A 23,755-nucleotide genomic window follows, 5' to 3' on the forward strand; every position below is an offset into this window, starting at 1 on the left:
CTCGTGTTCTGGGAGCGGCTTCCGCTGATCGGCGACTCGTTACGGGCGACCCGGCTGGAAGCGACCCGGATTGGTGTCGTGGGGCTGACGAGAATCGTCGAACTCGTGCTGGAGCAGATCGATCTCACCGCGCTGGTCCGCGACAATGTCGACATCGACGCGATCGTGACCGACGTCGACATCGACGCGATCATCGCGCGCATCGATCTGATCGGGCTGGCCGACCAGATCATCGACGGGGTGGACCTGCCCACGATCATCCGTGAGTCGACCGGGACTGTCACCGCGGAGGTGATGACCGATGTGCGCAGCCAGACGGCACGTGCCGACGACATGATTTCCGGTTTCGTCGACCGGATGCTGGGCCGGGAGCCGGGCACCCAGGAACGTCAGTGACCAACGCCGGCATCGTTTCCCGAGGGCTGGCAGCTCTCGTCGACATGGTGGTCGTCCTCGTCACGATGGGTGCCCTCTATCTCGGTTTGGCGTTGACGACGTTGATCGTCAACCCGGCGGCGTTCCGGTTCCCCGCCCCCAACCTGATCTTCTCGACCACAGTGACTCTCGCGGTGTCCGTGGCGTACCTGACCGGGGGCTGGACGCTGTCGGGACGCACACTGGGGATGGTCGTGCTGGGAGTCCGGGTGGTGGACCGGCGCGGCAAGCCCATGCGCATTGCTGTCGCCGTGGTGCGAGCGGTGGCCTGCGTGCTGTTCCCGGTCGGGTTGCTGTGGGTTGCTGTCGACCGGCACCGGCGGTCGGCGCAGGACGTCGTGCTGGGCAGTCGGGTCATGTACGACCGGCCTGCCCCAGGCGCTCCCGTTCGGTAATCGTCACCGGTGATGACTAAGATGCCCCAATGCCGTTAGCTGACGGCCAGGTTGTTGCTGGTTACACCATCCTGCGGACACTGGGGGCCGGGGGCATGGGTGAGGTTTACCTCGTCCAGCACCCCCGGCTGCCCCGGCACGACGCGCTCAAGGTGCTCGGTTCCGCGGTCAGCTCGGATGAGGAGTACCGCAGGCGGTTCAACCTCGAGGCCGACATGGTGGCCACGCTGTCGAACCGGCACATCGTCACGATCTATGACCGCGGCGAGTTCGACGACAAGCTGTGGATCGCGATGGAGTACATCGACGGCACCGATGCCTCCCGGCTGCTCGCCGAGCGCTATCCGTACGGGATGCCGCCCGCCGAGGTTGTGCGGATCATCAACGGGGTCGCTGAAGCACTCGATTATGCGCACAGCCGCGGACTGCTGCACCGCGACGTGAAACCCGCCAACATTCTGCTGGGCCTTCCCGGCACCGGTGACGAGCGAGTTATGCTCGCGGACTTCGGAATTGCCCGCTGGATGGGTCAGTCGAGTGATCTGACCGGAACCAACATGACCGTCGGAACCGTCGCGTACGCCGCCCCTGAGCAGCTCAAGGGCGAACTGATCGACGGCCACGCCGATCAATATGCGCTGGCGGCGACGGCCTACCACCTGTTGACCGGCATGCCGCCGTTCCAGCACACCAATCCGGCGATCGTGATCAGTCAGCATCTGAGCTCAGATCCGCCCGCCATCGGCGCCAAGCGTCCCGAACTGGCTTGCCTGAGCCCGGTTTTCGCCAAGGCGCTGGCCAAGGATGCCGGGAAGCGCTACACCCGTTGCATCGACTTCGCGCGGGCGCTGCAGCAGGGTATCGGTACCGCGGAACGGCAGACCGGCGCGACCGACGTGACGAGTTCCGCGCCGGCGTTCGGTGAATCGGTGAAGTCCGGTGCGGGTCGCCACGCCAAGACGGAGCCCGGTTCATCGCGGCGCCGGCTGCTGATCCCGGCGATCCTGGGTGCGGTGGTGATCATTGCCGGTGCGGCCGCTGGGGTTTCATTGCTGTTCGGCCACCGCGGTGTGGACAGCACTGCAACCGCGCACACCCCGGCCCCACCGCCTGCTGTGTCGAGCCGGATGGATCTGCCCGTCGTGGTGATCGGCGCGAGCTGCGCTGTGTTGGGCGCGGCCGCGGTCAGTGAGAAGGGCGCGCCGGCCTACTGCGCGCACGAGACTGCGGGTGCCGACCCGACCGTGTGGTCGCTACAGCCCGAGAAGCTGGCGACCGGCGGCACAGGCTAGCGCCGCCGGCCGGCCACATCGCGCGCTGGATTACAGCGGGATCCACTGGCCCAGGAACCAGAAGCCCCAGCCCGCCCCGTTGCCGGCCGGCATCGGCTGGACCCACTGGCCGTTCCAGTTGAACGGCTGGTGGTCCTGGCGAGCCTGATCGACGTTGCGATGCTGCCAGTCGCCCGGGCCGTTGTTCTGGTTGTCGTGCCCGTTGTTCCACCCGTTGTTGGGCCCGTTGTTCCACCCGTTGTTGGGACCCTGGCAATTCTGCGGCCCCGGGCCGCCGCACTGGCCGGGATCGGCGCTCGCAGTTCCGATACCGAGCCCGAACAGTCCGGCCGCACCGATACCGACCGCCGCAGTCGAGGTGTAGACCAATCGTTTGAGATTCATCGTCATATCCGTTTCGTTGCTCGAGTTGCGCTTGCGGTGACGACGTTATGGACCGCGGATTTGTGCCAGCTGTGACATGAATTGGCGCGCGCTGAGGGAGTCATAACGTATCGAAAACGGTTCGTTATCAGCGACTTTGCCTGATTTACAGGTGCTCGCGAGTTTGTTGACAGCCGACTCTACGAACATTCGATGTTGTGGCGCATGGCTTTTGCGCGCATCAATAGCTAGACATGTCACCTGTGAACACAGGTATGCGGTCGGTGTGTCTGGTGGCATCCGTTTCAGCGGTGGTGGTTCTGGGCGCGGTTGCCTGTGGCTCCAAGGGGGCTACGGGTCCGACAACTGTCACCGTCACGTCGACCCCGACCACGACCACCGCGGCTCCGGCGACGCATCACCAATACAACTCCGGGTCCGGCGGCGGAGCGCAACCGCAGCAGACCGTCGTCGAGACCCAGGCGCCTCAGACGGTGACGCAGACTCAGGATCCGCAGACCGTGACCAATACCGAAACGGCCACGCAGACTGAGACATCCGTCGCCACGTCGGTCGCGACGTCGACGCAAACTGTCACCGTTGCGCCGCCGCATCAGTTCGGCGGGTTCGGCAATCACTGATGCCCTGCAGTCTTGGCCCTAGAGCAGATCCTGTTGCGCAGCCTGATGGACCGTCCTCACCTCCGGTTGAAAGCCGAGCCGGCGGGCCAGTGAGCAGTCCATCTGGATGTGCCACGGATTCGTCAGCGGCTTCGACGACGGTTCCATGGAACCACCGACAAGTTCCACGAGTTCATAGACCGATGTCGGTGCCTCGTCGGCGATGTTGACGATCCGCCCGTCGAAGGTGCCGTCGAGTGCGAGGATCGCGGCAGCCGCGATGTCGCGGTGATGGACCATGCTCAGGCGTTGAGCGGGGTGGAACCTGCCGGGAGCGAGCTGTGTCAGCGATTCCAGGTGACCGTCTTTGTCACCGTAAACGAAGGGAAACCGCAGGATTGACCAATTCAACCCGCTGCTGCGTAATTCGTTCTCGGCGGCAAGTTTGCTCGCCGGATAGTCCAGTGTCGGAGCCGCCGGGTCGTCCTCGCGGCCGGGGTGTTCGGCATCATCGGCATAGATCCAGGCGGTGCTCGCCATGATGAACCGCGCCCGCGGGGCGTTGGCTTGGGTTGCGGCGATGAGGTTGCGTGAGCCTTCGAGGTTGTTTTTCCAGATGAGGTCGGTGTCGGTGGTTCGAAAAGTCGCCGCGAGATGAATGATGGCGCTGACGCCGGTCACCGCGGCGGCCAGTGCGCCGGCCTCCAGTAGGTCACCGCGCACCGGGTCAACTCCGTCGGGTAGGGGATTGTCACCGCGCACGAGAGTGCGACATCGCACGCCGTGCGCCACAAGTCGGGGAAGCAGGCGCGTACCTACCAGTCCTGTTGCCCCAGTGAGTAATACGGTCATGTGATGACGTCCTCTCGCGTCGACTTTTCGAGGCGTTCGGTGGCCATGCGGAGAACCTGAGCTGCGTTGGCAAGATCGGCGGCCTTCATTCCGCTGAATGCCAGGTCCTCGATTCGGGACAGGTCGGGCAGCTTCGTCCACAATCGGACTCCGGCCGCCGTCAATCGAAGGAGTTTCTGTCGCTGGTCGAAGTCATCCGGCAACTGTTCGACGAGACCCTTGCGGACCAGTGTGGTCACGACGACGCTCAGCGTTGCCCGCTCAACCTGGAGGATCCGCTGCAGCTCTCGCTGCAGAGTGGGCCCTTCGTTGGCCAACTGGTAGAGCACATACCACTGTGTGGCGCCAAGATCATATGGGCGCAGCGCATCTTCCATTGCCGCGCGCGCCGCCAGATAACACCGCTTCGCCCACATCCCGACCGACGTGTCCCGCGAATCAGGATGTTTGTTAGCCACCTAACGATCATGTTAGGCACCTAACAAAATGTCAAGTGGAGCGATCGGCTCGATCTGATCCGGAACGCTAGGTGCGCTCTCTCGGCAGCGTCTCGCCGCGGAAGAAGGCCGGCGCCTTGAGGTTCCACAGGATCATCAGCACGATACCCAGCGCCAGGCTGAGCACGCCGACGACGAAGGCGGTGCCGACGCCGAACAGCGAGCCGCCGGAGCCGGTGCTCGGATCGGCCATCAGGTATGCCTCGACGACGCCCACCGGGATCAGGATCAACGCACCGATGCCGGGCAGGATCACCTGACCCATGGCCGTGCGCCATGATCGGAATGCGGTGCGCCAGAAGTACACAACTGAGGAGATCGCCACCACGGAGTAGTACGTCATGATCGCGATGCCCACGCTGTAGACCGAATCGGACACCACGCTGTCGCTGACCACATCCAGCACGCAGTAGATCGCCAGGCTGGTCAGGCCGATCACCCAGGTCGCGTACTTGGGCGTCGAACTCGCTTCGCTGACCGAGGCGAACCGGTTCGGTAACGCCTTGTAGGTGGCCATCGACAACAGTCCGCGAGCCGTCGGCATGACGGTGGACATGGTCGCCGAGAACGCGGACAACCCAACCACCAGGGCCGCCAGCATCGCGCCGCGTTCGCCGATCGACTGGGTGGCCAGGGTGGTGAAGACGTCGTCGACGTTGCCCTCGTGCGTCAGGCTCGTGTCACTGTTCGGGTCGATACCGGCGAAGGCCAGAGCCGCGACGGAGAAGATCACGTAGGTGGCAACCGTGATCAGGATCGCGGTGACGCCGCTGCGGCCTGCCTCGGCCGACGTTCCGGACGTTTCCTCGGACATGGCCAGTGAGGCGTCGAAGCCCCAGAAGATGAAGATGGCCACCAGGAAGCCGCCCAGCAGGCCGCTGAAGTCGTGAATTGCGAATGGGTTGAACCACTCCCACGAGAACGACTCGGCGGTCACGCTCTGCCCACCACGGAATACCGGGATGATCATGATGACCGCGAACAACAGCAGCCCGCCGTACTGAATGATCGTCAGGATCAGGGTGGTGCGGGAGGATTCTTCGGCACCGCGGGCCACCAGCCACGTCGTCAGCAGGATGAACGCCGTGGCGACGATGATGTCGAACCACACCGGGGACGAGTCCATGCCCACCAGCACCGCGGCGGCGTTGGTCAGGATGCCGGCGGCGCCGACACCGGCCAGGATGGACGACAACACCAGCGCGAAGCCACCCATCCAGCCGATGTGCGGTGCGATGGCCTTGGATCCCCAGGTGAAGACCGTGCCGGCATCCGGGGCGGCGTCGGTGAGGTGCTTGTAGGCCAGCGCGACGAAGTACATCGGGATGACGGCGATGATGAAGACGATCGGTAGCTGATAGCCCGCTTCCTCCGCGCCGTGCCCGAGCGCACCGGTCAGCGAATAGGCCGGGGCGGTGGCTGCCAGACCGATGGCGACCGCTCCTACAAGGGAGACCGACCCCTTCTTGAGGCCCTTGGAGCGCAGGCCGTGCATCAACGGATCGACGATTGCTGCGTCTTCGGCCATGTGCGGGATTCTGTCACCGCAACCGCGGCTTGGCCGCGCTACGGCTAAAGCCGATTCAGTGCCTTGCGGCCCGATTCGCTGCTGAAGGGTGATCGCGGCCGCTGCCGGCCCGAGGCTTGCCGGAGCTCTGTTGCGGCGCCGAGGCTTTTGCCGAGGGCTTTGCGGTGTGCCGGTTGGATCGCGTGCCCGATTTGGCCGAGCGGTGCACAGTGGTCACCGTCTTAGTGTTCGCCATCGTGCGGGCCGACGCGGCCGGTACCGCGGCCGCCCCGGACACCAGACTCCGAATGGCAGAGAAGGCGCCGACGACTGCACCTACCGGCACACCAATGACTGCGCCGGCGAGGGCGGCGACCGGTGCGATCGGAGAGAGCAGCGGCGCAAGCACCGGAGCGTTCGCGATCAAGTTGGTCACCAATGCCCCGCCGAGAATGAAGCCGAGGATGATCCCGGATCCGATTCCCGCCTGGATTCCCTGGCCGATGACGGTCAAAGCCCCGAGCACATCGGGGACGCTGTTCGCCACCTGACCCGCGCGGGCCTGGTCATGTGTCCCGGCATCGAGGGCCGTGGGGAGTACCAGGAGCTGCACCGCTTCGGTGGTCATTCGAGGTGCAACCGCCGCCATGTTCGGTTCCGGCGGCGCGACCGTGGTGGTGGCCAGCACGACCGTGCTCACAGCGATCGCCGCCACCGTGGCGACCATAGGTCGAGACTTGCAGATGAGGTCCATGACTACACGCTGTACGCACCGCACTACTGCGGCATAAGTACCGGGCTACTGCATTTACGGCTTGATCCTGATGGGGCCCGACTTCCACAGGCCGCTGCGGGTCGCCGTGCCCAGTTCGATCTGCGCGGGCTCAGCCGGAACGATCGTCTCGAACCGGCGCAACGAGCCCCAGTCGCGGCCCCAGTCATGCGACAGGTAGGTCGACATGACGTGTGCGCGCAGCAGGAGGTCGGTGATGCCGAGCAGGCCGCCGTTACGGCCGTCTTCCCAGGTGTCGGTGTCCTGTTTCTTGGCGGTGTAGTCCGGGGTGATCCGGAACTTCGGCACCTCGGTGACACCGTTGGCGTGCAGCATCGGCTGCTGGCATGGGAAGGCCAGGCCCACCGCCCAGTCCATCAACACCGGCTGCGTGGAACCGACGTACTCCTGTACCGACCGCAGGTCGGGCACTCGCGGTGGTGTGACGGCCAGCCAGTCGCCCTGGGACAGCGAGCGGTCCTGCGCGACGATGCGCACTGTGGTCGCGTCGGCCGGGATCGCCGAGCGCGGGTAGCGCAGGTTGCGCCACGACGGCGCCGGGCCGAGATCGTACGGGCTGACCCGGCCGGCGGGCACCGGGGCGCCGTCCGGCCCGGGCCTGCCGTACTCCAGGTCGACGGTCTGTCCGTCGGTGAAGCCATTGAGAACGCTGAGTCCCGCGATGGTTCCTGCGGCGGTGACGACGACCAGGGGGTGACCATTGTCGTTGGGCGGCAACTGATACCACGCGGAGGTCAACGTGGCATCCTGCTGCGGGCCGACGAGATAGCTGCCTGCCAGCGGAACCCTCGCCGGGTCGAGGCCGTACGGCAGCGGCACGGTCGAGCCGTTCACGCCCGGCGTGTCCAGCTTGATCGGCTGATCCCAGTCGTAATCCGTGCCGGGCTGCGGATTGGTCATCCGGATTGCCTCGGCCACAATGTGTTCCGGTACGCCGCTGGGTGTGAAGCCGACCGGGTTGGTGCCGCCCAATGGGCCGAGCGGTCCGTAATCACCGGGCAGGGGGGTCAGGAACCCGGCGTTGGCATCCGGCTCCACCAAGACGTCGTCGGCCAGCCCGCAACCGCCGGAGAACGATCGCAGGTTGGCCCAGGCGTTCGAATAGGTGGGGTACTGGCGCACCACGCCTGCGGCCATCGAGGCGATGAACACCAGCACCATGAATCCGGCCGCCAGCGGGATCGGAGCGGTGGTCACGGCCCGGGCGATGCGGCCCTCGCCGTGGTCGCGGGTGCTGAAGTGCAGCCACGTCGTGTAGATCGCCGACACCACGAACAGTGCGAAAAATATCGTGCTGACCGTGATCCCGGCGATCCGCGGCATGGCGTTGTTGAACGGCGCGCCGTAGCTCGACACATACCACCAGCCATTGGTGGTGGCGAAGCACAGCGCGAGCAGGAAGAACACCGCGGTGACTACTGTCATCCGGTTGCGCGACCATCGCAGTACCGCTGGTGAAGCCAGCACGGTGGCCAGCGCCGCCATAGCCGCACCGACCGCGGCGAACAGCCCGAAGTGATGCACCCACTTGGTGGGGGTGAACATCAGGAAGAACATCGTCGCGAAGATGACGCCCATCAGCCGCCACGCCGGGCCGCGAGCCACGCCGGGAACGCGCTTGCGGCGCAACATGATGAACATCGACACGAACAGCGACAGCGCGGTCATCAGGAAGCCGAACCGCCGTGACAGCGAGCCGTCCACGGTCGGCAGGATCAGGTAGTAGTAACGCAGGTTCTCGGTGTACCAGGCCTGGCTGGGTCCGATGTCGGTGCGAATCCTGGTGGCTTCCAACACCGTTGCGAATGTCTGGTCGGCGAACACGACGGTCAGGATGATCGTGCCCGCGGCCAGCAACGGCAGCACCAGCGGCCAGGTGCCCACCACCGCGCGCCTGCGCACCAGGATTCGCACAATCGGCCGGCCGCCGGCGATCAGCGCGGCGACGGCGATCAGGCCGGTGGGCTGAATGCCGAGGGTGAACGCCGCGCTGACGATGGCCAGCGCCGCCGGGGTCAGTCGGCCGGAGATCACCGCGCGTTCGATGAGCACATAGGTGATCAGCGCGCCGGTCGCGATCTGGCCCTCGGGGCGCAGGCCGTTGTTGAACGGCATCCACGCCGCCATCAACACCAGGCCCGCCGCCCACAGTGCGGGTCGGCTCGCGATCACGGCGGGCCCCAGCCGGGGCAGCACTTCGCGGGACAGCAGCAGCCAGCAGACGAGCGCACAGATCAAGTCCGGCAACCGCATCCAGATGCTGGCGTCGCTGACGTGAGTCATCAGTGCCAACACGTTGTAGAACCAGCCGAACGGATCCTCGGGACTGCCGAACCAGCGGAAGTAGTTCGACATGTAACCGGCATGGTCGGCGACGCGCGCCATCTGCAGGATGTAGCCGTCGTCGGAGGAGTTGGCTCCGATCACGTGCCAGATCAGGAATCCCGCCACCACGGTTACGTCGACCGCGGTGAAGGTGCGCCAGCGCTGCGGAATCCAGGAGTGCATGCGGCGCCCGTCGAGGCGGTCCAGCCGCCACAGGGCCACCAGCGCGATCACGGTGGCGGTCATTGCCAGCAGCATCGCGGCGAGCTTCAACACCGTTGGCGTGGTGGAGAACCGGGTGTCGATCGTCGCGGAGACGGTCAGCCCCGGCGGCGCCGGACCGACCAGATCGGTGAAGACCCCGACGATCGCGGGCCGCAGGTTGGGGTCGGCAAAGCCGCTGCGCAACTCCTTGCCCGTCGATGGATCGGAAAGCCCCACAAACGTCGCGAACGTGCCGTCCGTGGTCGAGGTGATCTCGATGCGCTGACACTGCGCGGATACCGCCCGCGCGCGCGGCACGCTCGCGACCACCACGTTGCGGTCGGTGATGTCCACGCGCTGGGCGGTGACGTTGACGAACAGCGAATTGAGCGCCGCCTCTTTGCCTTTCTGCGGCGCGAGCCCCAGCACCATGCCGCCGGCGGGCGGCATGGACCGGATCACGTCGCAGGGGACGGTCGCCGTCACCGACACCGGTGCCTGCGAGATCAGCGGGGCGGTGACGTTGGTCAGCTGACCGGCCTGCGGCCAATTCAGCGTCGCGGTGGTCTGTTCCACCGGCAGCAGAGGAGTCAGCACCGACAGCACGAAGCCCACCAGACCGGCGACCGCGGCCACCCAGCGGGTGACCCGAACGTCGCCGGCGGCGTCGCGGGCGTTGGCCGCGAGAGTCTGTGTCATGGCAGTGCCCTGATCGGTCCGCTACGGCTCCAACCGAATGCCGTCTTGGTGCCCTGGTCGATGACAGCGTTCGGGGCCTGCGACGACGGCACCAGCCGGATGTAGCGCTCGATCGCACCCCAGTCGCGATACCAGTCGTCGCGCAGGTACGTCGGGACGGTCGCGGTGGTCAGCAGTCCCTGAATGAACAGGAACGGCCCACCGGCACGGGCGGATTGCCACATATTGCTCGACACCACCACCTGCTTGAGGTTGGGCAGGATCCGGTACTCCGGCAGTTCGGCGACGCCGAGGTGCTCGGAGAACGGGCGCTGGCACGGGAAGTTCGCGGCGGTGGCGATGTCCATCATCACCGGCGTCTGCGAACCGAGGAACTGCTGAGCGGTCTCCAGGACCGGCACCCGCGGCGGGGTGAAGCCGAACCACTGATCGGTACTCAGGTTCGGATCGTCGGCGACGATTCGCGCGACGTTGGCCTCCGGCGGTGCCCACGACAGCGGGAAACGTAGGTTCCGCCAAGCCTTTTGAGCGATCACATCGATGGGTTGCACCGAGTTCAGCGCCTGGAAACTGCCGTCCGGCCGCTGCACACCCCACTGCAGCTTGAGTGACTGTCCATAGTTGAACTGGCCCTCTTCGTCGTAGAACCAGATCGCGCCCGCAGCGGCGACGGTCACCAGCGGCCGGTCCGGGGTGCGGGGCGGCAGCTGATACCACGCCGAAGTCGCCTTGGCGGCAACGGTGTTCTCGTTGTAGCTGCCCATCACGGGGGTGGTCTTCGGGTCCAGCCCGAACGGCAGGAACACCCGCGAACCGTTGACTCCGACCGGGCCGTAGCCGCCGCCGGTGCCCGCGGCGAAGGCGATGCCCGCGTTGGGTTTGTTGGGTGACCCGTCGGAGTTGACGGTGCCGGGGTTGGCGACGAACGGCTCGGCCGGCTCCAGGGTGTCACTGATGCCGTTCGGGGTGAAGCCGACCGGATTGTCCCCGCCGAGCGGGCCGTACTTGCCCCACTTCTGGCCCGGAACCGGTTGCAGCATACCGGCATTCGGGTCCGACTCGACCAGAACATCGTCGGCCATCGCGCAGCTGGCGTCGGACAGGCCCGACTTCAGCGCGGAGACGTTGGCGGCGGCGGTGGTGTAGGCCGGGTAGCGCTGCACGAAGGCCTTGGTCATCGAGCCGACCTCGAGCAGCACCATGATGATCGCGAAGACCAGCAGCGGAGTGGACGCAAGAGCCCGGTTGCGGCCGGTGTTCTTGACCTCGGTGTGCCCGGCGTAGTCCATCCGGAAGTGCAGCCAGCCGGCGGTCAGGCCGGACAGGATCGCCAGGCCGAGGAACATCGTCGTCACGGGCTGATGCGCGATCACCGGCTGACGGTCGAACCAGGGCACGCCGTAGTTGCCGACGTAGAACCAGCCGTTGGTACCCGAGGTCGCCCACGCCAGCACGAACAGCAGGGCGGTGACGTACAGGGCGAGGTTGCGTCGGTTGTGTAAGCCGACGCGGGCAAAGGCGAACGCGGTGACCGCGCCCAGCGCCCCGGCCAGTCCGGCGAACGCACCGAACTGCACAGCCCACTTGGTCGGGGTGAAGTGCAGCAGCAGCAAGCCGATCGCGGTGCTGCCGAGCAGCCGCCACACCGGGCCGCCGGCCACCCCGGGGACATGGCCGCGGCGCAGCAGCACCGCCAGCATGCCGAACAGGCACAACAACATCACCAGGACCGCGAAGCGGCGGGTCAGTGAGCTTTCCGAATTGTCCTCGACGGTAAGGAAGTAGTACCGCAGGAAGTCCTGATACCAGGCGATCGTCGGGCCGACGACGTACTTGATGCGGGCGGATTCGGCGACAGCGGCCAAGGTCTGGTCGCGGAACACGACGACGAAGATGACCGACAGTGCGGCGGCGAGCGCGGCCAGCGGCGCCAGCAGGCCGTCGGTGCCGCGCCGGGCTTTGATCACCCGGGCGACAGCGCGCGCGCCGACGAGCAGCGGCGCGATCGCGATCAGGCCCTGCGGGGCGAGCGTCACGCTGAAGACGGCGACGACGATCGCCAGCGCCGCCGGAACCAGCCGACGGGTGGCGATGGCGTTCTCCACCAGGATCCACGCCGCCAGCACGCCGAATGCGATCAGCGGTTCGGGTCGCAGCCCGTTGTTGAACGGCAGCCACGCGGCCAGGAACACCGCGCCCGCGGTCCATACCGTCACCCGGTTGAGCGACAGCCGCCTGCCCAGCCGGGGCAGCACACAGCGGCTCAGGATGAGCCAGGTGCCGATGCCGGCGATCGTGGCGGGCAGCCGCATCCACACGCCCGCGGTGCTGATCGCGGCGAGGTGGGCGAGCACCGACTGGTACCAGTCGAAGGGCGCTTCGGTGGCGCCGAAGTAGCGGAAGTAGTTGGCGGTGTAGCCGGCCTCGCCGGAGACCCGCGCGATGGTGAGGTTGTAGCCGTCGTCGGAGGAGATGGCGCCGATGACATGCCAGAGCAGCAACCCGCCGATCACCCCGACGTCGGCCACCCAGGTGGCGGCGCGGGCCTTGAACAGCTGTCGCCACGCCCCTCGGACGCGGCGCCCCCCGCGCCGGTCGAGCACGCCGAGTGCGACCAACGACGCCACCACGCAGGCGATCCCGAGCACCATCACCGCGATCTTGAGTGTGCTGGGGCTGGTGATGAACCGGGTGTCGATGTCGATGTGGGCGCTCAACCCCGGCTGCGACGCCACCTTCAGGTCCGTGAAGATGCCGGCGACCTGGGGCTTCTTCTCCGGGGCGAGGGTGCCGGTGGCGCCGGGGATGCCGACGAAATCGGCGCCGACGCCGCCGGGGCCCGCCCAGATCCGCAGTTCGCGACAGCCACCGGCGGCGATGGCCGGGCGAGGCGCCACGGCGGCGACGGTGTCACGGAACGCGACGACGACGGTAGCGGCGTTGGCACGCACGAACAGCCCGTTGCGGCTGGAGTCGATGCCCGCCGGCGGGATCGTCGAGAAGACCAGGCCGCCCTCGGCGGGCAGCGTGGCGATGGCCTGGCAGGGGATCGACACCTCGAGCGACTGCGGCGCGCCCGATACCAGCGGCGCGGTGATATCGCTGACCAGGCCGTCCGGGCCGGGCGCCTGCGGCCACTGGATGCTGGCGGTGGTCTGCGTGACCGGCAGCAGCGGCACGACACCGCACAGCAGGACACCGAGGATGCCGGCTATGACGGCGACGAGCCGGGCGATCCGGGTGGAGTCGGCTCTGTCGCTTGGCACGAGGGTCGATGGTAGGCGACGAAGGTGTGCCGGTTCGGAAGGCCTGCGGGCGCCACCGCGAATCGAGAGGCGAATGTTAGGTAGGTCGCAGCGGCGCCGGGCTCCACAGCCCGCCGCGGGTGGCGGTGCCGAGATCGAGGCGGGCCGGCTGGGCGTCGGGATAGAACGGGTTGAGCCGCTGTAGGGCGCCCCAGTCGCGGAACCAGTCGTCGCGCAGATAGCTCGGCACCGTGACCGCGCGGTACAGCAGTTCGCTGATGCCGAGCGGCCCGCCGCCGATGTTGTCCATCACCGGCGAGTTGGCCTCGGCGCCGAACCGGTCCGGCAGGATCCGCCACTTCGGCGGTTCGATGACGCCGTATCGGTGCGCGAACGGCCGCTGGCACGGGAACGCCAGTCCGACAAGCCAATCCAGCAGCACAGGGTCCTGCGACCCGACCACATCCTGCAGGCTGCGCAGCTTGGGGATGCGCGGTGGGGTGATCGCGATCCAGTGCTGCGGCGCGAGGTCGTCGTCGGTGGCGACGAGACGGATGCGGGTGGCGTCGCGCGGGATCGCGGCCAACGGGGCGCGCAGGTTGCGCCACGCCGGTGCGGCGCCGACGTCGCCGAACAGCACAGAGCCGCCCGACTTGCCTTCGGCGGCCTGTTGGTCGGTCGCCCACTGCACCTGGACCTCGTCCTGGTCGAATCGGCCCGCGGCCGCGACGACGAGCAATGGGGAAGCGGACCAGTTGGCGGGCAGCTGGTACCAGGCCGAGCGCAGTACGGCGGGTTGTTGCACGCCGGCGCGCCAGCTGCCCATCACGGGTGTGCGGGCGGGGTCAAGGCCGTAGGGCAGCCGGGCGCGGGATCCGTTGACGCCGGCCGCGACCGTGGTGCCGCCTTCGGTGCCGGCCTCGCTGCCGGTGACCAGCCCGTCGCTGTCGACGAAGCTGCCGCCGCCGGGCGGCTCCAGCACCGGGTCCGCCGACACGTCGGCGGGGATTCCGTTGGGGGTGAAGCCCTGTGCCGTCGTCGCGGCGAGCGCGTCGCCCACCGATACTCCGACGATCGGGGCCAGTGTCCCGGCGTTCGGGTCCTCTTCGACCAGGACATCGTCGGCCAGCCCGCAGTTCTTGCCCGTCAGTGCCTGCAGATTCGAGCGGCCGACCGACCACGCCGGCCACTGCTCGGTCATTCCCAGCGTCAGCGACAGCACCTCGAAGACCACCAGCAGCCAGGCCATCGTGGCCAGCGGCGAGCCGACGAAGCGCGACCACCACCGGGTGCGCGCGGGGCCGCCGGTGTCGCGGCGGGAGAAGTGGAACCAGGCGGCCACCAGCAGGGCGAGTACGGTCAGGCCGAGCAGCATCGTGGTGAAACCGAAGTGCCATTCCGGGAACTGGTTCGACCACGGCACACCGAAGTTCGAGACATACCACCAGCCGTTGACACTGGCGAACGACAACGCGGTGATGAACAGGACCGCGGCGGCGAAGATCGCCCGGTTTCTTCGGGATCGCAAGACATGCGCGGTGACCGCGACCGCGGCCAGCGCACCCAGTGAACCGGCCAGCCCGGCGAACACCCCGAAGTGGTGCGTCCACTTCGTCGGGGTGAACATCATCGCCAGGAACGAGATGATCGTGATCCCGATGATGCGCCTGCTGGGGCCGGCCGCGGTTCCGGGGATGTGCCCGCGACGCAGGATCATCGCCACCGACACCGCCAGTGCTACGAGCAGCGCCAGGACCGCGAACCGCCGCGCCACCGAACCGTCGGGGCTGGCCATGAACAGCCGCTCGTACCGGATGTGTTCGTCGAACCAGCTCAAACTGGGGCCGACGGCCGACTTGAGCATGTTGGCCTGAACCTCGCCGATCAGGGTTTGATCGCGGAAGATCAGGATGAGCGTGACTGTCCCGGCGGCCAGGATCGGTGCGAGCAGGGGCAGCAGCCCGAACTGGCGGGCGCGTCGGTGCAGGATCGTGCGCAGCGGACCGATCGCCACCAGCAACGCACCGATCGACGCGATTCCGGTCGGGCCGGAGAACAACGTCAGCGCCCCGATGATGCAGGCGAACGCGACCGGAAGGAGCCGGCTGGTGGCCACCCCACGCTCAACCGAACACCACGTCAGCAGGATGCCCAGCGCGATGATCGGCTCGGGCCGCAGGCCGTTGTTCAGCGGCAGCCAGAACGCCAGGAACATGCCGGCCGCGGTCCAGACGGCGGCGCGGCTGGACTTGACGGCGTGGCCGAGCCGGGGGATCACCTCGCGGCTGATCAGCCACCAGCACACCAAGGCCATGCCGAGCGTCGGCAGCCGCATCCACACGCTGGATGCCGAGACGTGCGCCCACAGCGCCAGCAAGTCGTAGTACCAGCCGAACGGCGCCTCCGGGGTGCCGAACCAGCGGTAGTAGTTGGCCATGTATCCGGCGTGCTCGGACACCCGGGCCATGGTCAGGATGTAGCCGTCGTCAGAGGTGTTGGCGCCGACGAAGTGCCACCAGACCAGGACCACCAGCACCAATCCGTCCAGCGGGCTCACCGACCACCAGCGCGACGGCAGGAACCGCCGCTGCCGGACCCCGTCGGCGCGATCCATGACGTGCAGCGCGCCGAGGGCGACGATCGTCAGCACCACGCCGAGCGCCATCGCGGCCATCTTCAGTGCGGTCGGTGCGCTGCTGTACCGGGTGTCGATGGTGGCGTGAAGACTCAGCCCGGGCGGTGCCGGTCCGGACAGATCGGTGAAGACGCCGACGATCTGGGGCCGGAAGTCGTAGCCGCTGCGTTCGCCGGCGAGCGGCTTGCCGGGAGCGGTGCTGTCGGCGCCCTGGGTGAGACCGACGAACTCGGCGGTCACCCGGTCGGCGTGCGCCGTGAACGTCAGCTTCTGACAGGCCGGGCTGAGCACCTGGCTCATCGGGGCGACGACGACGGGGGTGTTGCGGACCACGACCACGAGGTCGTCGTTGGCGCGTTGGATCAGCAGCCCGCGGTCGACGGCCTTGGGTGCCTGCTTGGGCACCGTGGACAGCAACACCGTCTTGTCGGGACTGTTGAGCCCGGCGGCCGCGCGACACGGCACGTCGATGGTCAAATCGGTTGCCACGTAGCTGATCAGCGGCGCGGTGACGCTGTTCAGCACGCCATTCTGCGGCCAGTTCAGCTCTGCGGTGGTTTGCTTGACCGGCAGCAGCGGGGTGAGGATCGCCAGTCCGGCGCCCAACAGACCTGCGATGACAGCGACAAGACGGGCGGTCCGGTACTTCGCCCGCGTCTCGTTCACGGAGCTAGATATTAATTGGCGGTCCGGGACGGCCATCGCTACGGATTCCGGATGGCCACGACGAAGGGTCCGATCGTCTTGACGGTGAAGTGCGGTCCGTTGAAGAGACTGACGTCGAAGTCGACGGTGTAGCGCCGCACATTGGGCTGGTTGGGGTAGACATCCTGCGCCAGCCGCAGGGTGTAGGTGTCATTGGCGCCGCGGCGCATCAGGAACACCGTCGGGGGCTGCCACGGCAGTGTGTCGAGCGCGTGGGCCAGCTGGTCGGCGGTCTTCAACTCGGCCCAGGATTCGATGGCCGCCGCCCGCTTGTCGAACTCGGCGAGCGGGTTGGCGTAATGCGATGTCAGGCCCTGGAACCCGTAGTACGGGTAGTAGGACAGGAAGCTGTAGTCGGCGGTCAGCACGACGGTCTCCTGGCGGGGCCGACCGGTGATCTTGGTGATGGCGGCGTCGACTTCGGCGTAGTACTTCTCGGCTCCGGGTGGCCGCCGGTCACCGCGCTGGCCGTAGCCGTCGGTGTCGGTGTAGGCGACGGTCAGATCGGGGCGCAGCACGTCGGGGATGTCCTGGCTGAAGCCGACGGCCCCGATCAGCCCGATGGCCGCGGCGGCTCCGATGACCGTGCGGTTGGTCCGTGCGGCGATCGCGAGCGTCACGTCGATGAAGCCGAACACCCCGGCTGCCGACAGCAGAACGGTCAGGGTGGGTTGCAGCCGGAACGACAGCAGGGTGGTGCCGAGCAGTGTGGTCAGCATCGACAGCATCGACCAGACGTAGACGGTCAGCACGCCGATCCCGAGTGCGGCTGCTCTCGTGGACGAGCGCGCCCGCCATACCAGCCACAGCGTTCCGAGCATGCACAGCGCGCCCAGAAGCGAGAACTGCAGCATCGGGAAGGTGAGGACCGCGCCGTCGGCGGGCAGGTAGTGCTGGGCGCTGCCGGTGTCGCTGAGCGGATGCCGGACGGCTTGCAGCAGGAACGGCAGCCAGGTGATCGCGGCGATAGCCAGCGCGATGACGCCGGCGACCGCCAGCCGCAGCAGCGGTTCGGCGTTGCGCCGCGCGATCGCCACGATCAGTCCCATCACCACGACCGTGAACGCGGTGTAGCCGACGAGCAGGGTGTAGAAGGTGGCGGAGACGCCGAGGAACACCCCGACGCCGACGACGGCCGCCCAGCCGCCCTGTCGGGTCTTGCCGCGCAGTCCCGACCACGCGAGCACCAGGACCGGCGGGATGAGGACGGTGATGATCGCGGCGTAGGGCTCCGGCGAGCTGTAGGCCAGGGTCACCGCGGTGGTGGCGACGGTGACGATCAGTGCGTACTCGAACCGAATCATGGCCGACCACAACGTCATCGCGAGCACGACGGCGATCGCGATCGAGACGATGGCCCACGGCTTCAGGATCTCCCAGCCCGGAGTCCCGGTCAGGGCGGCGACGCGCCCGCCCAGCCAGAACCAGCCTGGCGGATAGAACGGCGGCAGACCGATATAGGTCATGTCGTGTAGTGCGGGGCTCTGCGTGAGCCGGGTCAGATACTCGGTGCGGAACTGTTGGTCGACGGAGATGCCGAACAGATAGAGGCGGGTCGCGCCGAGTGGCATGCCGAGGGTGACCACCGTGAACGCCGACAGGAACACCGCCGCGCCGATGCGGGCAGCCCACTCATATCCCTTGCGCCAGACGAATCCGGTACCCAGCAGCAGGACCAGGCACCCCACCTGCCCGACGGTGGTCAGCGCGTGCAGTTGGTTGGACGACGGGAAGGCCGGCCACTGCACCCTTGAGATCGCGATCAGCGCGATGGTCGAAACGGCCACGGCTGCAACGACTGCCGCAGCCATCTGGCCGACGGTGGCCAGCGCGCCCTTGGTCACCGGGCGGCCTGCTAGATCGGCAGCTTGCGGAAAATGGGGCGCGGGATGTGCCGGATCACGGACATCAGCACCCGCACCTGGCCGGGCGCCCACACCAGGGTCTTGCCCTTGGCCGCGGAGGTGACGGCCAGTTCGGCGACATCCTCGGCGTTCACCGTGAACGGTGCTTCCTTGGCGCCGGTGGCCTTCCAGTGCTCCAGCGTGGTGGTGGTGCGCACCTGGCCGGGACGGATGACGAGGACGTGAACCCCATACTCTTGCAAGGCCTCTCCGAGACCGAGGTAGAAGCCGTCCAGCCCGGCCTTGGTGGAGCCGTAGACGAAGTTGTTGCGGCGCACCCGTTCCCCGGCCACCGAGGACATGGCGATGATCTGGCCGAAACCCTGGGCGCGCATCTTGTCACCGATCAACACCCCCACCGAGACGGCCGCGGTGTAGTTGATCTGGGCGCTCAAGACCGCCTTCGATTGGTTCTGCCAGAGTTCCTCGGCGTCGCCGAGGATGCCGAACGCGACGATCGCCACGTCGACATCGCCGTTGGCCCAGGCCTTTTCGATGACGTCCGGATGGCTTTTGGTGTCCAGTGCGTCGAAGTCGAGGTACTCGACCGAGCTGGCGCCTGCGGCTTCCAGTTGGGCGATGGCGGCGTCACGCTTGGGGGCGTTCGGCAGATCGGCCAGGATGATCCGGGCCTTGGCGTTGCGCAGATAGCGCGTGCAGATGGCGAGGCCGATCTCGGAGGTTCCGCCCAGCAGCAGGATGGTTTGCGGATTGCCAGTGGCGTCGATCATGTCTGTGGGGGATGCCTTTCTACAGCAGTTCGAGTCGGCGGGCCATGTCGGAGGCGAACACGCCGTCCGGATCGGCCTTGCGGCGCAGTGCAATCCACTCGTCGATCCGCGGATACATGCGATGGAACTTTTCGGCGCTCACCCGTGAGTCCTTGGCGGTGTAAACGCGTCCGCCGAATTTCATCACCCGATCGTCGAGCTCGTTGAGGAATCCGTTGACACCGGGATTGTTCGGGAAGTCCATGGCCACGTTCCAGCCGGCCATCGGAAAGCTCAGTGGCGCCGGGTTGCCGGGACCGAAGAGCTTGAACACATTCAGTGCCGAGTAGTGGCCCTGCGTTTGTATCCACCGGATGATGTCCTTGAATTCGTCCAGCGCGTCCGGCGGCACCAGGAACTGATGCTGCGCGAAACCGGCTGGGCCGTAGGCATATTGCCACCCGGTCGTGATGTCCAGCATGTGGTAGAACTGCGTCAGATTGACGATCTTGTTCTGGTAGTTGCCGCTGACCCGGTAGAACGCTTCGCCGACGAGGCTCAGTGAGAGCTTGTTCATCACGCTGACCGGGAAAACGTTCGGCACCGCGGGAAGTTTGGGTGCGGTGAACTGCAGTGGGTTCTTCGCCAGTTTGTCCGGCAGTTGGTCCAGCCGGGCCAGGCTGCCCCGGCTGACGGCGGCGCGTCCCAGCTTCGGCGGCGGATTGATCAGATCGAACCAGGCGCTCGAGTAGGTGTAATTGGCTTCGCTGCCGTCCTGGTGGACCGCAACCGTCTCGTCGAGATCGGCGGTGGCGATTCCGTCGGCGATGAAGTACGCCGTCTCGGTACGGGTCATCGCGATGCGCGCGCGAATCACGATGCCTGTCAAGCCATTTCCGCCAACGGTGGCCCAGAAAAGGGCGGTGTCTTCGTCTGAGCCGCCCGTTGGCGCCAGCGTGTGAACCTCGCCGTCGGCCATCAGCAGGTCCAGCGACAGCACGTGGTTGCCGAAACTGCCTGCGCTGTGGTGATTCTTGCCATGGATGTCGGATCCGATTGCGCCGCCGACGGTGACCTGGCGGGTGCCTGGCAGCACCGGCACCCACAGTCCGAACGGCAGCGCGGCCTTCATCAGCTGATCCAGGCTCACCCCGGCGTCCACGTCGGCCACCGCGGTGTCGGCGGACAGCGAATGGATCCGGTTCAGCCGGGTCATGTCGACGATGATTCCGCCGCCGTTGCAGGCTTGGTCTCCATACGAGCGACCGAGGCCGCGTGCCACGATCCCGCGGCGCAGGTACGACGGGCTGGCGGAATCGGCGTCGGCGACCCGGCGGACGGCGTCGGCGATCACCTCCACATCGGGAGTGGAGAGCACCTGTGCCACGCTCGGCGCAGTTCGGCCGAATCCGGTCAGGGAACGCGGCGTGAGGGGAAGTGCGGTAGCCATATCAGTGCCAAAGGTTACCCGGCCCCCCTACTTCAACCGGAATATCACCGCTCGCTGGACCACGAAGTTGATGACTGTGGCGGTGCCCTGCGCGATGACGAAGGCCACCGGGACCTGCCAGGAATGGCCGGCGAACTTCAGATAGAACAGGTAATTGATGCCCACCTGTACTGCATAGGTGAGGGCGTAGAGGACGACCACGGCGATGAAGCGGGCCGTGCTCGGCGGCGCCTGGAAGGTCCACCGGCGGTTGATCAGGTAGGCCGTGGTCGTGCCGGCGATGAAGCTCAGCGTCTTGGCCACATTTACTTGCAGGCCGAGCGTGAGGAACAGCACGTAGAGCCCGAAGTCGACGATGGCCGACAGCCCGCCGGTGACGATGAAGCGCACCATCTGGGTCTTGAGGCTCAGGGGCGCCGTCGGGGCTGATTCGGCCACGCCGGAAGCTTACTGATTTACCTGGGTCGCTTCCCTGTCGGTGGGCGGTGCACCATGGTGGTGTGCAGGATCTGCTTGAGTCGTGGGCGGCACTGCTGTCCCGGTATACCGATGACCCGGCCGTAGCCGAGGTGGGCCGTGACTTGGTGGCGTCCTGGTCCGAAGCCCACCGCCGCTACCACTCCGTCGAGCACTTGCGTGACATCCTCGGCCACGTCGAGGAGCTGGCCGAATTCGCCGACGATCCGGACGCTGTGCGGCTCGCGGCGTGGTACCACGACGCGGTCTACGCCGGCCTTCCCGACGACGAGGAACGCAGCGCCCAGCTCGCCGAGCAGGACCTGTCCCGCCTGGGCGTGCAGCCGCAACTGGTCGATGAGGTGGCTCGCTTGATTCGGCTGACCACCACGCACGATCCCGCTCCGGGCGATCACAACGGCGAGGTGCTCTCCGATGCCGACCTGGCGGCACTGGCCGCGCCGAGGGACCGCTACGAGCGCAACACCGCGGCGATTCAGGCCGAGTACAGCCACGTGCCCAGCGAGGTGTTCCGTCGGGGGCGGGTGCAGGTTCTGGTGGCGCTGCTGGGCGGGCCGGGTGTCTTCCGCACCGAGTACGCCCGGCGCGAATGGGAGTCATCGGCCCAGGGCAATCTGCGGGCCGAGCTGGCGACGCTGACGGGCTGAGCCGGGTCGAGCGGCCTCATCAGCACTGGTAGTGACGCCTGACCTTCACCGAAGGCCGTTCGACCCTATGGGTGTGGCCGGTTCGCGGCGGAAGATCTGCCCATGACAGTCGAACAGGATCCGATCGTGGTACTCAGCGACCATGAGAGTTGGGATCGTCTGAAGAGCGCTGCGCTGGGACGCCTGGTGACGCAGATCGGCGATCAGCTGGAGATCTTCCCCGTCAACTTCGTGACGCAGAACCACACGGTGCTGTTCCGGACGGCCGAGGGCACCAAGCTTTTCAGCACGGTGATGAACGAGAAGGTGCTCTTCGAAGTCGACGACCACACTGTCTCGGATGGCTGGAGCGTCATCATCCGCGGTACCGCGCGGGTGCTCACCGCGGCCGATGACATTCATGAGGCCGAGCGCGCACAGCTGTTGCCGTGGATCGCGACCGAAAAGTTGCGCTTTGTGCGCATCACCCCAAGTGAAGTGTCCGGCAGGCGCTTTGTGTTCGGGCCGGAGCCGGACCGCGGGTCGTATCCCGGTTAGAACGGCGGTGGCCGGTTGCGTTCGGCGACGCGGGCGTCGTTCAGTGCGCGTTCACCGGTGATGCGGTAAGCGCGTTGGGCGGCCCGGGTGTGTCGTCGGGTGGGCATCATGATGCCGATGGGGGGTGGGGGTTCGTTTTTCGGCGACGGCAGCTTCGCGGTGGTGGTGTTCCATGTGGGCATGAGCAGGCGGCTGCCGGGCCGCGTGGTGTACGTGCGGCCGGTGGGGGAGGTCCAGGTGATCGTGCCGTCGGGGTGCTGACGGTCGGACCAGCCGGCGTAGAACGTCTTGAGCAGGTGGTGCTTTCGGCACAGACAAGCCAGGTTCGACGGGTGGGTGGGGCCGAACGGCCATGCCGTGGTGTGGTCGATGTCGCAGTATTCGGCGGCCACATCGCAATTCGGGAATCGGCAGGTCATATCCCGCATCCGCACCCACTCGTCGAGCGCGGTGGAAGGCCGGTAGTGCGGCTCGGGCTCGTCCTTCGGGCGGCGCAGATGGCGGACCCTGGCCCCGGACCTGATGAGTTCGGCCAACAGCGGTGCGGGGACGATGCCCCGGTTGCCGCTCAGCACTCCACGAGGTGCCTGCAGGCGTGGCGCGGGCTGAGGTTCAGCGGGTTTTTCGCCGTGGATGGCCGGATCGGGTTGGGCGTCGACCCCATCGGCATCGGTGACGACGTGCACCACCACGCTGGTGGCGCGGGCGTCGTCGTCGGCGGCGGGGCACTCGGGGTTCTCGCACAGGCAGGCCAACCGGTCGGCTCCGGCGCCCAGCGCGCCCAGGGCATCGGCGCGGCGCTGGGCGATGGTGCGGGGGTCGTCGTCACACACCGAGTAGGCGATACGGGTCAACCGGCGTCGGACGATCTCGCCATCGGTGGCCGAGAGCTGTCCGGTGATCTCGGCGGTCCCGGCTGCCGTATCGACGGTGATCACGATGTCGCGATCGCGTACCCGCGACCGCACCCGCCGCACGGCACCCGGGTCGTAGCGATCCACCCAGTAGTCGATCGCGCGTTGCAGCTTCAGCGTCGACAGCGCACCCCAGGTCGCCGCGTCCTCGGCGATCGCCTTGTCCACCAACGTCAAGGCCGCGCGGTCGCGGATCAGGTCGGTGCGGTCGGTGATCGCCTCACACACCCGATAGCTCAACACTCCGGCCAGGAACAGTTCGGTCACTCGCGGCAGCCGATGCCGTAGCGACACCGCCATCAACATTTCGCCGGAGGCCCGACCCGTCGTGATCCCCAGCGCCGCCGACACTTCGGCCGCGGCGGCATCCCACTCATCGCAGGCCCAATGCGCGCGCTCGTCATCAGCGCAGCGCCGCGCCACCAGCTCCCCGATCCAGGCCAGGCGCCGGGCCGCGTCCTGATTCTCGGCGCGCGCGAACTCGACGATGGCCCCCACCACCGCCGCATCATGCGCCTGGCGGGTATCGAACATGTGTTCGAGTATGCC

At 67.1% G+C, this 23,755-nt stretch carries 19 protein-coding genes; 6 read left to right on the forward strand and 13 right to left on the reverse strand.

Translation table 11 applies throughout. The features are described from left to right. Nucleotides 1-3 precede the first annotated feature (3 nt). The 3 genes from CRM90_RS05925 to CRM90_RS05935 are packed head-to-tail and all read left to right on the forward strand — an operon-like array spanning nucleotide 4 to nucleotide 2,122. Nucleotides 4-396: a hypothetical protein gene (locus tag CRM90_RS05925; protein WP_102806049.1), complete on the forward strand. Its 393-nt coding sequence runs from the start codon at nucleotides 4-6 to the stop codon at nucleotides 394-396. Beyond that, a complete protein-coding gene (locus CRM90_RS05930; RefSeq protein ID WP_102806050.1) occupies nucleotides 393-830 on the forward strand; it encodes an RDD family protein in 438 nt (145 codons plus the stop codon). The genes CRM90_RS05925 and CRM90_RS05930 overlap by 4 nt, the downstream gene beginning before the upstream one ends. Before the next feature lie 29 nt (nucleotides 831-859). Beyond that, nucleotides 860-2,122 carry a serine/threonine-protein kinase gene (locus CRM90_RS05935; protein WP_102806051.1) on the forward strand — a complete coding sequence of 421 codons (1,263 nt, stop codon included), beginning with the start codon at nucleotides 860-862 and terminating at the stop codon, nucleotides 2,120-2,122. A gap of 30 nt (nucleotides 2,123-2,152) precedes the next feature. Here the strand turns inward: CRM90_RS05935 and CRM90_RS05940 are convergent, their stop codons facing one another. Further along, nucleotides 2,153-2,506 carry a hypothetical protein gene (locus CRM90_RS05940; RefSeq protein ID WP_102806144.1) on the reverse strand — a complete coding sequence of 118 codons (354 nt, stop codon included), beginning with the start codon at nucleotides 2,504-2,506 and terminating at the stop codon, nucleotides 2,153-2,155. 272 nt (nucleotides 2,507-2,778) lie between these two features. On the opposite strand from CRM90_RS05940, the gene CRM90_RS05945 reads away from it, so the two are divergent. Continuing rightward, a complete protein-coding gene (locus CRM90_RS05945) occupies nucleotides 2,779-3,126 on the forward strand; it encodes a hypothetical protein (RefSeq protein ID WP_142391327.1) in 348 nt (115 codons plus the stop codon). An 18-nt stretch (nucleotides 3,127-3,144) separates the two neighbouring features. Here the strand turns inward: CRM90_RS05945 and CRM90_RS05950 are convergent, their stop codons facing one another. From CRM90_RS05950 to CRM90_RS06000, 11 genes are all read right to left on the reverse strand, one after another. Then, entirely contained in the window at nucleotides 3,145-3,957 is an 813-nt protein-coding gene (locus CRM90_RS05950) for an NAD-dependent epimerase/dehydratase family protein (RefSeq protein ID WP_102806053.1), read from the reverse strand. After that, entirely contained in the window at nucleotides 3,954-4,415 is a 462-nt protein-coding gene (locus tag CRM90_RS05955) for a MarR family winged helix-turn-helix transcriptional regulator (protein WP_233209179.1), read from the reverse strand. The genes CRM90_RS05950 and CRM90_RS05955 overlap by 4 nt, the downstream gene beginning before the upstream one ends. A 67-nt stretch (nucleotides 4,416-4,482) precedes the next feature. Further along, entirely contained in the window at nucleotides 4,483-5,982 is a 1,500-nt protein-coding gene (locus CRM90_RS05960; RefSeq protein WP_102806055.1) for an APC family permease, read from the reverse strand. A gap of 55 nt (nucleotides 5,983-6,037) precedes the next feature. Further along, the gene (locus tag CRM90_RS05965) at nucleotides 6,038-6,688 is read right to left on the reverse strand and encodes a hypothetical protein (RefSeq protein ID WP_102806056.1); all 651 of its coding nucleotides are present in this window, start codon (nucleotides 6,686-6,688) and stop codon (nucleotides 6,038-6,040) included. An 81-nt stretch (nucleotides 6,689-6,769) separates the two neighbouring features. Next, on the reverse strand, nucleotides 6,770-9,982 hold the full coding sequence (locus CRM90_RS05970; RefSeq protein ID WP_102806057.1) for an arabinosyltransferase domain-containing protein: 3,213 nt from the start codon (nucleotides 9,980-9,982) through the stop codon (nucleotides 6,770-6,772). Further along, the gene (locus CRM90_RS05975; protein ID WP_102806058.1) at nucleotides 9,979-13,248 is read right to left on the reverse strand and encodes an arabinosyltransferase domain-containing protein; all 3,270 of its coding nucleotides are present in this window, start codon (nucleotides 13,246-13,248) and stop codon (nucleotides 9,979-9,981) included. Before CRM90_RS05975 ends, CRM90_RS05970 begins: the two co-directional genes overlap by 4 nt. Before the next feature lie 76 nt (nucleotides 13,249-13,324). Continuing rightward, nucleotides 13,325-16,564 carry an arabinosyltransferase domain-containing protein gene (locus CRM90_RS05980; protein ID WP_102806059.1) on the reverse strand — a complete coding sequence of 1,080 codons (3,240 nt, stop codon included), beginning with the start codon at nucleotides 16,562-16,564 and terminating at the stop codon, nucleotides 13,325-13,327. A 2-nt stretch (nucleotides 16,565-16,566) separates the two neighbouring features. After that, nucleotides 16,567-18,378, reverse strand: coding sequence for a galactan 5-O-arabinofuranosyltransferase (locus CRM90_RS05985; RefSeq protein ID WP_102806145.1), 1,812 nt, complete (start codon nucleotides 18,376-18,378; stop codon nucleotides 16,567-16,569). Between the two features lie 44 nt (nucleotides 18,379-18,422). Continuing rightward, nucleotides 18,423-19,202, reverse strand: coding sequence for a decaprenylphospho-beta-D-erythro-pentofuranosid-2-ulose 2-reductase (gene dprE2 / locus CRM90_RS05990; protein ID WP_102806060.1), 780 nt, complete (start codon nucleotides 19,200-19,202; stop codon nucleotides 18,423-18,425). A 19-nt stretch (nucleotides 19,203-19,221) separates the two neighbouring features. Next, a complete protein-coding gene (gene dprE1 / locus CRM90_RS05995) occupies nucleotides 19,222-20,631 on the reverse strand; it encodes a decaprenylphosphoryl-beta-D-ribose oxidase (RefSeq protein ID WP_102806061.1) in 1,410 nt (469 codons plus the stop codon). Nucleotides 20,632-20,658: 27 nt separating this feature from the next. Further along, the gene (locus tag CRM90_RS06000) at nucleotides 20,659-21,024 is read right to left on the reverse strand and encodes a GtrA family protein (protein ID WP_102806146.1); all 366 of its coding nucleotides are present in this window, start codon (nucleotides 21,022-21,024) and stop codon (nucleotides 20,659-20,661) included. A gap of 107 nt (nucleotides 21,025-21,131) precedes the next feature. Here CRM90_RS06000 and CRM90_RS06005 point away from each other — a divergent pair, with 107 nt between their 5' ends. Beyond that, complete coding sequence (locus CRM90_RS06005) at nucleotides 21,132-21,755, forward strand: HD domain-containing protein (protein WP_102806147.1); 624 nt, start codon at nucleotides 21,132-21,134, stop codon at nucleotides 21,753-21,755. Between the two features lie 102 nt (nucleotides 21,756-21,857). After that, nucleotides 21,858-22,292 carry a pyridoxamine 5'-phosphate oxidase family protein gene (locus tag CRM90_RS06010; protein ID WP_102806062.1) on the forward strand — a complete coding sequence of 145 codons (435 nt, stop codon included), beginning with the start codon at nucleotides 21,858-21,860 and terminating at the stop codon, nucleotides 22,290-22,292. On the opposite strand, the gene CRM90_RS06015 is transcribed toward CRM90_RS06010, so the two are convergent. After that, nucleotides 22,289-23,740, reverse strand: a complete 1,452-nt coding sequence (locus tag CRM90_RS06015; protein ID WP_102806063.1) for an HNH endonuclease signature motif containing protein — start codon at nucleotides 23,738-23,740, stop codon at nucleotides 22,289-22,291. The genes CRM90_RS06010 and CRM90_RS06015 overlap by 4 nt on opposite strands. Nucleotides 23,741-23,755: the final 15 nt, after the last annotated feature.

The organism is Mycobacterium sp. ENV421 (assembly GCF_002887815.1).
In the GTDB taxonomy this organism is placed as follows: Bacteria; Actinomycetota; Actinomycetes; order Mycobacteriales; family Mycobacteriaceae; genus Mycobacterium.

Excerpts from the sequence above, each read along its gene's own strand:
- CRM90_RS05970 (WP_102806057.1), bottom strand. The coding sequence starts at position 9,982 with ATGACACAGACTCTCGCGGCCAACGCCCGCGACGCCGCCGGCGACGTT.
- CRM90_RS06000 (WP_102806146.1), bottom strand. The coding sequence starts at position 21,024 with ATGGTGCGCTTCATCGTCACCGGCGGGCTGTCGGCCATCGTCGACTTC.
- dprE1 (WP_102806061.1), bottom strand. The coding sequence starts at position 20,631 with ATGGCTACCGCACTTCCCCTCACGCCGCGTTCCCTGACCGGATTCGGC.
- dprE2 (WP_102806060.1), bottom strand. The coding sequence starts at position 19,202 with ATGATCGACGCCACTGGCAATCCGCAAACCATCCTGCTGCTGGGCGGA.
- CRM90_RS05950 (WP_102806053.1), bottom strand. The coding sequence starts at position 3,957 with ATGACCGTATTACTCACTGGGGCAACAGGACTGGTAGGTACGCGCCTG.
- CRM90_RS05985 (WP_102806145.1), bottom strand. The coding sequence starts at position 18,378 with ATGGCTGCGGCAGTCGTTGCAGCCGTGGCCGTTTCGACCATCGCGCTG.
- CRM90_RS05980 (WP_102806059.1), bottom strand. The coding sequence starts at position 16,564 with ATGGCCGTCCCGGACCGCCAATTAATATCTAGCTCCGTGAACGAGACG.
- CRM90_RS06015 (WP_102806063.1), bottom strand. The coding sequence starts at position 23,740 with ATGTTCGATACCCGCCAGGCGCATGATGCGGCGGTGGTGGGGGCCATC.
- CRM90_RS05960 (WP_102806055.1), bottom strand. The coding sequence starts at position 5,982 with ATGGCCGAAGACGCAGCAATCGTCGATCCGTTGATGCACGGCCTGCGC.
- CRM90_RS06010 (WP_102806062.1), top strand. The coding sequence starts at position 21,858 with ATGACAGTCGAACAGGATCCGATCGTGGTACTCAGCGACCATGAGAGT.
- CRM90_RS05935 (WP_102806051.1), top strand. The coding sequence starts at position 860 with ATGCCGTTAGCTGACGGCCAGGTTGTTGCTGGTTACACCATCCTGCGG.
- CRM90_RS05965 (WP_102806056.1), bottom strand. The coding sequence starts at position 6,688 with ATGGTCGCCACGGTGGCGGCGATCGCTGTGAGCACGGTCGTGCTGGCC.
- CRM90_RS05940 (WP_102806144.1), bottom strand. The coding sequence starts at position 2,506 with ATGAATCTCAAACGATTGGTCTACACCTCGACTGCGGCGGTCGGTATC.